10 protein-coding genes and 1 other annotated feature are annotated in these 13103 nt (G+C 42.2%); of the genes, 6 read left to right on the forward strand and 4 right to left on the reverse strand.

What is annotated here, in order from left to right; genetic code table 11:
- Positions 1 to 269 precede the first annotated feature (269 nt).
- The 3 genes from clpB to rluD all read right to left on the reverse strand — a co-directional run bounded on the left by clpB (position 270) and on the right by rluD (position 4706).
- Positions 270 to 2846 (reverse strand): ATP-dependent chaperone ClpB, encoded by a 2577-nt coding sequence (gene clpB / locus OCV36_RS13045; RefSeq protein WP_135458770.1) that lies wholly within the window; start codon positions 2844 to 2846, stop codon positions 270 to 272.
- A 142-nt stretch (positions 2847 to 2988) separates the two neighbouring features.
- The gene (gene pgeF / locus OCV36_RS13050) at positions 2989 to 3729 is read right to left on the reverse strand and encodes a peptidoglycan editing factor PgeF (protein ID WP_017072904.1); all 741 of its coding nucleotides are present in this window, start codon (positions 3727 to 3729) and stop codon (positions 2989 to 2991) included.
- Positions 3730 to 3731: 2 nt separating this feature from the next.
- Positions 3732 to 4706 carry a 23S rRNA pseudouridine(1911/1915/1917) synthase RluD gene (gene rluD, locus OCV36_RS13055; RefSeq protein ID WP_017072903.1) on the reverse strand — a complete coding sequence of 325 codons (975 nt, stop codon included), beginning with the start codon at positions 4704 to 4706 and terminating at the stop codon, positions 3732 to 3734.
- Between the two features lie 137 nt (positions 4707 to 4843).
- Here rluD and OCV36_RS13060 point away from each other — a divergent pair, with 137 nt between their 5' ends.
- The 6 genes from OCV36_RS13060 (at position 4844) to yjjX (ending at position 12533) form a co-directional block, all read left to right on the forward strand.
- On the forward strand, positions 4844 to 5572 hold the full coding sequence (locus tag OCV36_RS13060; protein WP_017072902.1) for an outer membrane protein assembly factor BamD: 729 nt from the start codon (positions 4844 to 4846) through the stop codon (positions 5570 to 5572).
- Positions 5573 to 5712: 140 nt separating this feature from the next.
- A complete protein-coding gene (locus OCV36_RS13065; protein ID WP_017072901.1) occupies positions 5713 to 7137 on the forward strand; it encodes an MltF family protein in 1425 nt (474 codons plus the stop codon).
- A 423-nt stretch (positions 7138 to 7560) separates the two neighbouring features.
- Positions 7561 to 7896, forward strand: a complete 336-nt coding sequence (gene hpf / locus OCV36_RS13070; RefSeq protein WP_017072900.1) for a ribosome hibernation-promoting factor, HPF/YfiA family — start codon at positions 7561 to 7563, stop codon at positions 7894 to 7896.
- 110 nt (positions 7897 to 8006) lie between these two features.
- Positions 8007 to 8129, forward strand: a sequence feature (Phe leader region).
- Between the two features lie 12 nt (positions 8130 to 8141).
- Positions 8142 to 9317: a prephenate dehydratase gene (gene pheA, locus OCV36_RS13075; RefSeq protein WP_017072899.1), complete on the forward strand. Its 1176-nt coding sequence runs from the start codon at positions 8142 to 8144 to the stop codon at positions 9315 to 9317.
- 356 nt (positions 9318 to 9673) lie between these two features.
- A complete protein-coding gene (locus tag OCV36_RS13080) occupies positions 9674 to 12049 on the forward strand; it encodes a putative bifunctional diguanylate cyclase/phosphodiesterase (protein ID WP_135458768.1) in 2376 nt (791 codons plus the stop codon).
- Complete coding sequence (yjjX, locus tag OCV36_RS13085; RefSeq protein WP_017072897.1) at positions 12012 to 12533, forward strand: inosine/xanthosine triphosphatase; 522 nt, start codon at positions 12012 to 12014, stop codon at positions 12531 to 12533. Before OCV36_RS13080 ends, yjjX begins: the two co-directional genes overlap by 38 nt.
- A 124-nt stretch (positions 12534 to 12657) precedes the next feature.
- Here the strand turns inward: yjjX and trpR are convergent, their stop codons facing one another.
- Complete coding sequence (gene trpR / locus OCV36_RS13090) at positions 12658 to 12951, reverse strand: trp operon repressor (protein WP_010434864.1); 294 nt, start codon at positions 12949 to 12951, stop codon at positions 12658 to 12660.
- Positions 12952 to 13103: the final 152 nt, after the last annotated feature.

The raw sequence follows: 13103 nt of genomic DNA on the forward strand, positions 1-13103 counted from the left end.
CTAGCGAATTGGGTTCCAGTGTCAAACACTTTTTCCAGCTAATTTTTCAAAGCATCTTAAATGCTTATCACCGTCTTGTTACTTAGTTCAAACCACTTGGTTATCCCTGGCAACGGAGGCGGATTATAGAGAGAATGTTTTTTTACACAAGACCAAAAATGAAAAAAAACCGCCACAGGCGATCGTTCGGACACTATTCACACAAAGCGTTCAAAATAGGTACGATTATGTCTTAATTTCGACTAATCGTACCTATCGCTAAACTTTAGTTATGACTGATGAGCAATAATTCTATCGTTGTTCACTAAAAGCTGAACTTTCTTATCTGGATTTATTTTCCCCGCAAGTATTGCTTTAGCTAGCGGGTTCTCGACACTTTGTTGAATTGCTCGTTTCAAAGGTCTAGCACCATAAACTGGGTCGAAGCCAACTTGAGCGATTAACTTCAACGCTTTGTCGGAGACTTCAAGTTCATACCCATTGTCTTCCATTCGTTTGCTTAAATACTGAAGCTGAATAGAAGCTATGGATTGAATGTGCTCTTGGCCTAATGGATGGAATACAACACTTTCATCAACTCGGTTCAAAAACTCCGGACGAAAGTGCTTACCGACAACTTCCATCACTTCATTTTTAATTCCTTGGTAATCCAATGTATTGAAGTTCTCTTGAATACGATCAGAACCAAGATTTGATGTCATGATTACTACCGTATTTCTAAAGTCGACTGTGCGACCCTGTCCATCAGTTAAGCGCCCATCATCCAGAACCTGTAATAGAATGTTGAAAACATCTAGGTGAGCTTTCTCCACTTCATCCAACAAAATTACCGAGTAAGGTTTACGACGCACCGCTTCGGTTAAGTAACCACCCTCTTCATATCCAACATAACCAGGAGGAGCTCCAACCAAACGAGCAACAGAGTGCTTCTCCATAAACTCAGACATATCTATACGTACCATGGCATCTTCACTATCAAACATGAAGTTAGCCAATGTTTTACACAGTTCAGTTTTACCTACTCCTGTTGGACCAAGAAATAGAAAAGAACCAATCGGTTTGTTTGGGTCAGACAAGCCAGCTCGGCTACGACGAATCGCATTCGATACCACTTCAACAGCTTCCGCTTGCCCGATAACGCGCTTATGCAAAACACCTTCCATTTTTAGAAGCTTCTCTTTCTCTGCTTCTAACATTTTGGATACAGGAATCCCCGTTTGCTTAGAGAGTACATCTGCGATTTCCGCATCGGTGACTTTATTACGTAACAGCGTCATTTCTTGCATTTCGGCTTGAGTCGCTAGATCTAACTGCTTCTCCAGCTCTGGGATTCGTCCATATTGAAGTTCTGACATCCGATTAAGATCACCAGCACGTCGTGCAAAGTCCATATCCATGCGAGCTTGCTCTAGCTCTGACTTGATATGTTGAGTACCTGACAATGCTGCCTTCTCCGCGTTCCAAACTTCTTCAAGTTCTGCGAAGTCTCGTTCTTTATCAGAAAGCTCAGCTTGCAATGTGCGAAGGCGCTTTTCACTGGCCTCATCATTTTCGTTAGTTAACGCTTGCTGCTCAATCTTCAGTTGGATGATCTTACGCTCTAGTTTATCCAATGATTCAGGCTTAGAGTCGATTTGCATGCGAATACTCGAAGCTGCTTCATCAATCAAATCAATTGCCTTATCGGGCAACTGACGATCCGAAACATAACGATGAGATAACGTCGCCGCCGCTACAATCGCTGGGTCAGTAATTTCGACATGATGGTGAAGTTCATAGCGCTCTTTCAAACCACGAAGAATAGCCACGGTGTCTTCAACGGTTGGTTCATCCACTATTATTTTTTGGAATCGACGCTCTAAAGCAGGATCTTTCTCTATATACTGACGATATTCGTCAAGCGTCGTTGCACCGACACAATGCAGTTCACCGCGAGCCAATGCTGGTTTCAGCATATTGCCGGCATCCATAGAGCCCTCACCTTTACCCGCACCTACCATAGTGTGAATTTCATCAATGAAGAGGATGATGTTTCCTTCTTCTTTAGACAATTCGTTGAGAACTGATTTCAAACGCTCTTCGAATTCACCTCTATATTTAGCACCTGCAATCAAAGAACCCATGTCTAACGACAGTACACGACGGCCTCTTAAGCCTTCTGGCACCTCGTTATTAATAATACGCTGCGCCAAACCTTCAACAATTGCAGTTTTACCCACACCAGGTTGACCGATAATGACAGGGTTATTTTTAGTACGACGCTGAAGAACTTGAATGGTGCGACGAATTTCATCGTCTCGACCAATCACAGGATCAAGCTTGCCTTGCTCTGCTCTTTCAGTCAGATCAATCGTGAACTTCTCTAATGCTTGGCGTCTGTCTTCGGCATTCGGGTCATCGACTTTTTGACCCCCTCGAACCTGCTCGATAGCTTGAGATAACTTTTGTTCGGTAAGACCTAGCTCTTTAAGCAACTTACCTAAAGGACCTTTGTCTTCAACAGCTGCAAGTAGGAACACTTCTGAGGAGATGTAGCTGTCTTGACGCTTTTGCGCGACTTTATCACATAGGTTGAACAGCGTTCCCATTGCACTAGAAAGCTGAACATCACCACCGATACCGCTAACTTTCGGCACACGGTCCAACATTTCACTCAATTTAGAACGCAGTTGAACCACATCAATATTCTGCATGGTGAGCAATGGACGAATTGCACTACCATCTTGATTAAGCAAAGACACCATCAGGTGTACAGGTTCTATATATTGGTGATCACGACCTAATGCGAGCGACTGAGCATCAGATATCGCAATTTGGAATTTACTAGTGAATCGATCGAGACGCATGCCAACCTTCCTACTCTTAGATATGTTTATCTTATGGTTAGAAGATGGATACGGTAACGCAGATTTTCAAGGGATAAGGGTGAAGAATAGAGGTGATATGAAAATATAAATGAACTGGATGAGTGGTTGTGCTAGTCAGAGGTTACTCTAACCAAATAAAGGTAGCTTGGCGTCCAGTAATACCATCACGACGATAAGAATAAAAAGAGTCAGAATCAGCATATGTACATAGATTCGAATCTGTCACTGAAGTCACACCCACTTTGTGTAGCCGTTGGGTCGCAAGTTGAGACATGTTTGCCAACCACTTGCCAGGTTCAGGTTTAGCTTTAAATGCTAATTTCGCTTGAGGGTTGAAACGAACAAAAGCTTCTAGCACATCTTCACCTACCTCAAAAGCCTCTTTACCTATCGCAGGGCCAAGCCAAGCAATAATCTGGTTAGATGAATCAAGGTTTGAAAACTTTGCAACTGCATTTTCAATAATGCCACCAGCAAGACCACGCCAGCCAGCATGAACTGCAGCGACTTGAGTACCTTTAGTATCAGTAAGGATTACAGGCAAACAATCGGCTGTCATCGCAGAACACACAACACCCTTTGCAGTGGTATATGTACCATCCGCATCAAGAACATTCATCACAGGTTCTAAAACCGTAACGACATCTGTTGAGTGAGTTTGATTTAACCATACCGGAGCAGTAGGCATATTAGCGTGTTGCTTTAGCCATGCTCGATTGCTTTCAACAAGCGAAGCATCATCCCCAACATGCATACCGAGATTTAACCCTTGATACGCACCAGTAGAAAAACCATCGAAACGAGTCGAAGCAAATGCCTTCACGTTTTGAGAAGCGTTCCAGTCAGGGATGATCACTGACATGATTAAATGTCGTCTTCGTGATTTTCGCGAGCATCAACACGTAATGCTTCTGCCATCACAACCATGTCATTTGGAATAGGTGCGTGGAACTCAACTTCTTCACCAGTAATAGGGTGAACAAATTTAAGCATTACAGCATGCAGCGCTTGGCGATCAAAAGAACGAATCATTGTCGTCAGCTCTTCAGATGCACCTTTTGGAATACGTGCACGACCACCGTATGCGATATCACCTAACAGCGGATGCTGAAGGTATGACATGTGAACACGGATTTGGTGAGTACGACCTGTTTCTAGACGCAGACGAATACGAGTATGTTCGCGGAAGTGCTCAGCAACACGATAGTGAGTTACCGCAGGCTTACCTAATTCATTGACATCCATTAAGGTACGCTTAGTAGCATGACGGCTAATGCCTTTCTCTACCACACCACCCGCTGTCATTTTACCAATTGCAATTGCTTCATATTCACGAGTAATACGACGCTTAGCAAGAGCACGCACGAGGCGAGTTTGAGCTGGAACCGTTTTAGCTACAACCATAAGACCGGTTGTATCTTTATCAAGACGGTGCACAATACCTGCACGAGGTACTTCTGCAATCTGAGGGTAATGGAAAAGCAACGCGTTGAGTATAGTTCCATCCGGCGTACCAGCGCCTGGGTGTACAACCAGGTCGCGAGGCTTATTGATAACCAATAAGTCATCATCTTCGTAGACAATGTTTAGAGGAATATCTTGTGCTTCCCAGCGTTCTTCATCTGCAAGTTCTGCTTGTAAGATGATATCTTCACCGCCCAAAACTATAGTGCGCGGTTTAGTGATAACTTCGCCATCCACTTGGATTTTGCCGTCAAGAAGCCACTCTTTTATACGAGAGCGAGAGAAATCGGTAAATAGTTCAGCGACAGCTTGGTCTAAACGTTGACCTAACTGGCTGCTTTTTACTGTGTCTGTTAATGTTATCTGCTGAGCCATATCGAACTTTTTTAAAAACCGTGAGACTAATACCCATTAGTATGGATAAAATAGAATAATTGCATCATTGTATCTGTTACTGGTTAGAAAGTAACGGAAGCTTACGAAATATTTAATTCAAGGAATCGACGCCTGACATGAAACACCTTACTTTATCGGGTCTATTAGCCGTATCACTCTTGGTTGGTTGTTCAAGCAGTGAAGAGATAGTGCCAGATGTACCACCATCGGTTCTCTACTCTGACGCTCAAGCATCACTTCAGAGTGGTAGCTGGCTGTCTGCAATCGAAAAGCTAGAAGCCCTAGACTCTCGTTACCCATTTGGCGCCTATTCAGAACAAGTACAACTGGATCTAATTTACGCGTACTACAAAAATGATGATTTAGCACTTGGTCTTGCAACCATTTCACGATTCCTACGTTTAAACCCAACTCATGAAAAACAAGACTGGGTACTTTACATGCGCGGCCTAACGCACATGGCACAAGACCGTAACTTCATGCACGACATTTTTAATATCGACCGTAGTGACCGAGATCCAGAGCCAGTGAAACTCGCGTTTGCGGACTTCAAGCGACTACTGGAACGCTTTCCTAGCAGCCCTTATGCGGAAGATGCGCAAAAACGCATGTTCGCACTTAAGAACCGCCTAGCAGAGTATGACTTAGCAACCGCGGATTTCTACCTAAGACGTGAAGCTTGGATCGCGGCGGTGAATCGAACTCAAGAACTGCAAAAGACTTACCCGGACACGATTGCTGCGCGTAAATCTTTAGAAATACAGTTAGAAGCCTACAAAAAACTTGGCTTAGAAGATGCAGTTTCAAGAACAGAAAAGTTGATTGAGTTAAACCAACTGCCTTAATCAACTACTCACATAATTACTTAAAAAGCGTGCTAATTTCTTAGCGCGCTTTTTTTTGAACTTCATCTGGTAAACTTGATGAATCTCATTTTCCGCGGTATCTTCAATAAGTAACTTTTAACAAAACATCAACATGGAGTGTGGATGTGAGTAGGTTGTTATTATTTATTGGGATCGCGCTATTTAGCCAGTTTCCCTACGCGTTAGAACTTTCCCCATTAAGCAATAAGCCTTACATGGGCGACCTAGATGTACTCAAAACCAAAGGAACGGTCAGAGTATTGGTGTCGGCTGATCTCGGCTTTTACTACATAGAAGATGGTAAGCCAAAAGGTATCGTGGCAGAAATGCTCTACCACTTTGAGAAAAGTCTTCGCAAGAAGCACCCCTATCTCAATGTTCAAATCATCCCCGTTCAGCGAGATGACCTCCTTCCTTCTTTAGAATCTGGATACGGTGATGTTGCCGTTGCCAATTTAACGGTCACCGATAAACGCTTACAAGTGATCGATTTTTCAGATCCTATGATTAAAAACGGTAAAGAGCTCATTATCACTGGGAAAAAATCAGCCCCTATTACCGAAATCAAACAACTGAGCGGCAAAGAGGTGTGGATTCGCGCGAGCTCCAGCTATTTCGAGAGTGTGCAACGGGTGAATAAAGAACTCAACACGTTAGATTTACCACCTCTGCACGTCCACTTTATCGAAGAATCACTGCAAGACTACGAACTAATTGAGTTGGTAAACCAAGGCTATATACAAGGCACGATACTCGATAGCCACAAAGCGAAGTTATGGACTGATGTAATGGAAAACATTCAGGTTCATGACGACTTTCCTTTACGAGAGAATGGTCGTATTGCTTGGGCCTTAAGAAAAGACAGTCCAATCCTAAAAAAAGAGATCAATAAATACGTTAAAACATCTCGAAGCGGCACCTTACTGGGTAACGTGATATATCAAAAGTATATCGACAATACTCGCTGGTTAGGGCGAGCTCTCAACCCAAACAAAGTCGACAGAGTCACTAAGTTAGCCGACGTCTTTGAGAAGTACTCAAGCAAGTATGAATTCGACCCTTTAATGATGTCAGCCCAAGGTTTTCAGGAATCAGGACTCGATCAGAGTAGAGTTTCTCACCGTGGAGCGATTGGTGTCATGCAGGTTCTACCTAGCACCGCCAAAGACAAAAACGTCAATATTAAAAACATTCACAAAGTGGATAACAATATCCACGCGGGTGTAAAATATATGCGCTTTATCAAAGATCGGTACTTTGACGACCCTGCAATATCTCCTGACAACCAAATCTATTTTACTTTGGCTTCTTACAACGCCGGACCGGCTAAGATTAGGAAGATGAGGTCTATTGCCAAGAAAAAAGGTTATAACCCCAATATTTGGTTCAAGAATGTAGAAATTATTACCCGTAAGTATGTGAGTAAAGAACCAGTGACCTACGTCGCCAACATCAACCGCTACTTCGTTATTTATAAACAGCTACAGGCTATTGATGCCATCCGAGAAAATGGCACGGCGCGGTTACTACAAACCAGTGATTAACGTACGAATTCAGAAAATCATATTGAGCCACAATCCACAGTGTTTAGATAACAAATAACGAAATAACAAAAAGCCCACATAAGACAACCTATGTGGGCTTTTTGTTATTTAATTAGAGTACAAACCAAGAGTGATTTAGATCACATAATCTTATTGAGTAAATTTTCATCAAGCACTTTCAAAAGGCTGTAAAGCGCCCCTAAAAACTGGTTTAATTTTTAGCGAAGCCTTGCCTCCAATTTATCGACTTTCATAGTGATAACAAGTGTTTTCCTACAAAAATGCATCAAGATTTGCGTGAGATCACATTTGATTTTAATGTTCTCTCCCCCCCAACCAAAACAAGATCTATATCACATTCTTTATTCCCAAAAGTCGTAATCTGAAGTTAACTCATGAGGGATACTACAGAGGAAAACTTCTATGAAAATGAACATCACTGGTAAAAACATCGACATTACCTCTGCAATCCGTGATCACATAGAAAGTAAATTTAAAAAGCTGGATAAATGGCAAGTAGATATCATTGGCTGCCAAGCGAGCTTTAGTGAAGAACCAAACAAGAAGAAGAAATTTGAAGCGGTTCTAACCGTACCAAAAGGACAACTTGTTGCTTCATCCACCCATGACGACCTTTACGTTGCTATCAACGAAGTAGAACAAAAACTAGAACGTCAACTCAACAAGCTACGTCATAAACCAGAAGCGCGTCGCGCTGAAAAGCCTGAAATTGAAGAGCTAGAAGCTGAAGTGGAATAAGGAAAGATAACAGATTAAAAAATAGCGCCTCAGGGCGCTATTTTTTTGCTTGACGCTCGTAGCTCGCTTGCTTATTGTGTTTAAACATTCATAAAACAATCACTTTTTATGCACACTCAATCTTTGTTTATTTTTGACTTCTTTTTTCTTCCGTAAACCCGGAGGCTAAGTCGTTTTAGAGAAACAAGTCAAAAACGAACAAGAAGCCTCCCACATTAGGGAGGCTTTTTTATAAGGACACATTTATGACTGACAATTCAATTTCACTGGATGATATCCGCCTTCGTCTAAATGACTTAGACGACGAGTTACTGAGTTTGCTTTCGGAGCGTCGTAAGCTAAGTATCGAAGTAGCTAAAAGTAAGGTAGAAACATCAAAGCCTGTTCGTGATGCAGTACGAGAACAACAGCTATTGGTTAAGCTAATTAACAATGGTAAAGATAAATACGAATTGGATGCGCAGTATATTACTAAGCTGTTTCACACCATCATCGAAGATTCCGTTCTACTGCAACAGTCATACCTACAAAATCTGGCGAACCCACAGAGCCGTAAACCTCTGGCTCGCGTTGCATTCTTAGGTTCTAAAGGATCATACTCGCACCTTGCAAGCCGTGAGTATTTCAGCCGCAAGAATATGGAGTTAATTGAGTTAAACTGCAATCACTTCAAAGAGGTGGCATCGACGGTAGAGTCTGGCCATGCTGACTATGGTGTGCTGCCTATTGAGAACACCAGTTCAGGGTCAATTAACGAGGTATATGACCTTTTACAACACACAACACTCTACATCGTTGGTGAACTTTCTCAGCCTATTGAACATTGCCTTGTCGCAAAAAGTGATATCCGTATAGAAAACATCAAAACACTCTATTCGCATCCACAACCTCATCAGCAGTGCAGCGAGTTCTTGAGCCGCCTAAAAGGTGTAAGCCTTGAATCGTGCGCGAGCACCGCTGATGCAATGAAGAAAGTTAAAGAGCTAGATGGCGATGATGTGGCCGCGATTGGTAATGCATCGAGCGGTAAGCTATACGGCCTACAAGCAATTCAAGGCAACATTGCAAACCAAACCGAGAATCACACTCGTTTCATCGTTGTGGCTCGTAAACCTGTTGAAGTGTCGACTCAAATCCCAGCTAAAACAACACTGATCATGTCGACCTCTCAAGAAGCAGGTTCTTTAGTCGAGACACTGCTCATTCTGCAACGTCTAGGCATCAACATGACCAAACTGGAATCTCGTCCTATCATGGGTAATCCTTGGGAAGAGATGTTTTATGTCGATTTAGAAGCACACCTAGATTCAGATAATATGCAGCAAGCTATAACTGAATTAACGGCCATTACTCGTCACCTGAAAGTATTAGGCTGCTACCCTAGTGAGAACATAAAGGCGACTCAAGTTAAGCTATCGTAGTATTACGCCTTTAGCCTTTAGCCTTTAGCCTTTAGCCTTTAGCCTTTAGCCTTTAGCCTACGATAGGCCAACAACTAAAATAAGACCACTGCTAACGTAATAATTATTAGGCTGAGTAAAAACAAAAATATTTTGTTATATCTCAACTGGTTATTCGTTAGCAGAGTGTTCTCCGCTATCAAACCGTTCTAGCCTCGTCAAACCAGCTTAGTTACTCACTCCATGAGCTAATAACAATAAACCGAAAATCTAGTCCCCTTCACAGGAACGCATCGAACTACGTGTAATTAATAGCGAGTAAGCATTAAGTAACATAAACTTATGCGCTTAATTTATAAATAGTGTTGTCATTAACTATGAAGCTAAGTACTAAAATATTATTACTGATAACCCCTGTGATACTGATCAGTACCGCGGCTTCTAACTATATTATCTATTCCACGCAGAAAAGCAGCTTCATCAAACGCGAAGACAACGCACTTCAGCTTAATATGGAAAAATTAGCCGGGCATTTTCGACAGTCTCGCGCCTTTCTCAATAGCTACTCTTACACCTTGACCCAAAGTGATATGGTAAAGCGGTACTTTCTTACAGAACAAAGTCTATCTCGCGATCTTGAGCTCGTCAGTAACCTTCGAGATGCCATACGTTTTTTACAAGATGGTGATGAAAGCTATACTGGACTGGCGATTCTCAATGGTGCTCGCCAACTCGATTATTACGCTGACAATAGCAGCGATGTACGAGCTCAGATTGACGCCAAGATCTTAGAGTTTGTTGATCAGCACTACCAAGATACATTAGCAACATCAAGTACCAACTATATCCAAAACTCTCAAGGGGAAGGAATGTTGGTTCACTATGAAATGCTAGATAAAAGAACAGGCGCCCCAGCCACAAGTAATCCACTCAATGATGTTTTTGTTGTTGTATCTGTCTCTCTCGATAAGTTTAATGCGTTAAGAAAACAAATAGAGTTCGACTATCAAACAAGCCTGTTCTTTACACCAATAGCGGTATCTCTCGACAGCGGCGTCACCCACTCAGTCAAGCTTGCGCCAGAACTGTACGCCACAGTAGACCCTGCACAATTCCTATTAGACAACAAGCTAGATTCCATTTGGAACAAGCTGAGTTTATCATTTGCACTATCAGCCTTTGTTACCGTCATTTTACTGCTCGTGCTTTTGTCTCGCAGCGTTATTTCTCCGATAACCCGGCTTGATCGACAATTACAACAAGTAGAAAAAAAGCAACGTAAAAACATTGAACGCTTAGGTACTCGTGATGAGCTTGGTCGTCTATCACAGCGTTTTTATGACATGTACCAAGAGCTAGATAATACCTACCAACAAACCAAGCTCTTGGCCGAAAATGATCAATTGACTCAAATAGCCAATAGGCATCAATTTCAAACCTTCGTTCAACAATCACTTCCCAAGCCTAGCTCAAACACCGAAACATGGGTTCTTTACTTTGACCTAGATAACTTCAAGTTTGTGAACGATAAATACGGGCATCAGATTGGTGATTCAATACTGGTCTCTTTTGCCAAGCGTATTTCCGATATTTGTGCCCATTATAAAACCGAATTCGACGCCCATTGCATGCCAGCTAGGCTCTCAGGAGATGAGTTCGTTGTCTATATTAACGCTCCAACTCGTCGAGGAAACATTGCTCATAGATTCTCTGATGACTTACTAACCCCACTGCAGAAAGGATTTGTTACCGAGTCTGGAAGCTTTCCCATTACGGTCAGCATAGGTATTGCTACGTACCCTAACGATGGCCATTCAATTGAGAAGTTACTCTCACATGCTGACACAGCGATGTACCAGGCCAAACGTGCTGGCAAAAACCAATTTGCTGATTATTCGCGAGATTTAGACAAAACGATTCAACGCCAAGCAAACATTGAACGAGCTCTCAGAGACAAGAACTTTGATGATGAATTTAGGCTCGTCTATATGCCTTATATGGATTCAACCGGAACCCATATTATTGGCGTTGAGGTGCTGTTACGTTGGGATTCGAAACAGCTTGGTTTGGTTCCACCCGATGAATTCATTCCGATTGCTGAGCAAACTGGGTTATTCGAACCGGTTGATCGTTGGGTAATTCAGAATGCGTTTGCTTCTTTTCATCGACTCCAAGCTCAATTTGATCACTCGGTTCAGTTGTCGATAAACTTATCTTCTGCTGGGATTGAAACTACACATCTTGCTTACTTCATCAAAGAGCACGCCGATATTAACCAAATCCCGCCAAGCTTGATTGATTTTGAAATAACAGAAACTTTTTATTCAAATTCACAAGGTTTTCCACTGCTTAACCAACTCGCGCATATGGGCTATCGATTAGCTATTGATGATTTTGGTTCTGGGTACACTTCTATCACTCAACTGGTGCAGTACCCAACTCAGAAAATTAAATTGGATAAAGCCTTTTTAGATACCTTGATTGAGACAGACAACCAGAACATAGTAAAACCGGTTATCGGGTTGTGCCATGCTCAGGGCAAAAAGGTCACAGCTGAAGGTATCGAAACTGAAAGCATGCATCACTGGTTGCGAGACGCGCAGTGCGATATGCTGCAAGGCTATTACTTCGGTAAACCAATGCCATTAGAAGAACTGAACGAATGGTACCGACAACATCAACTCAATTTAATCGACAACAAAAAGAATCCAACACATGAAATCCGTCGTCATTGCATCGCTGAACCCAGCTAAAATAAACGCCGTTAAAAGTGCGTTCCTCTCTGCTTTTCCTGATTCTGAATTTGCATTCAAAGGCATCAGCGTTCCTAGCGGAGTGTCCGATCAACCAATGAGTAATGATGAAACTTATCAAGGCGCTTTTAATCGCGTTAACAATGCGATCCAAGAGCTGCCAAATGCAGACTTTCATGTTGGATTAGAATCGGGAATTGAAGGCAACGTAACCTTTGCTTGGATGCTAATTGAAGCAAATGGTCAACGTGGCGAATCTCGCTCTGCAAGCTTGATGCTGCCACCCGTTGTGCTTGATAAACTCCAGCATGCGAATGAGTTAGGTGATGTGATGGATGAAGTCTTCGGAACGGATAACATAAAGCAAAAGGGCGGCGCAATTGGCTTACTGACACACAATCAACTCTCTCGCAGTTCTGTGTATCACCAAGCTTTAATCTTAGCACTGATCCCATTTGTTAACCCAGAACACTTCCCTATCTAGCTTTCATTAAAAGTCTTTTTATCAAACATTTAGATTCGACAGATAGAGAGTGATACGGAAACAAAAAACGCTAACTTATGGTTAGCGTTTTTATCGAATTCTTAAGGTGTACTGTTTTAAGCACTTACTTGAGTAACAACCCAGAAATAGCGGCTTTCTCTTGTTCAGATTTAGCCTTTAGTTCATTTGAACCGCGCGTGATAGTCGCAACACCCACTCCTAACATTTGGCTCACTTGTCTTTGTGACATTTCCCCTTTCATCAACTCACAAAGAATATTCACTCGAGCAACCAAAGCATCTCGCTCATCAGATGTCATCATCATGGTCAACAACAACTCATGCTGATCTTTCTCAGCCGCTGTTTTTACCAAGTCCATTAGTTGTTGCCAATTATCATATTCAGGTTGTGATGCCATATCTCTACACTTACTTTTTAATTTTGGCTTGAAGTAGCCGCTTAACGATTGAAAGCGTTTAACACTTTATACCGAAACACTTACTTTGATCCAATGCAAAAAGGCAGCAAGTGGAAATGGTTCACACTCACGGCCTTTGATATCACTCGGTT

Source organism: Vibrio echinoideorum (genome assembly GCF_024347455.1).
GTDB lineage: Bacteria > Pseudomonadota > Gammaproteobacteria > Enterobacterales > Vibrionaceae > Vibrio > Vibrio echinoideorum.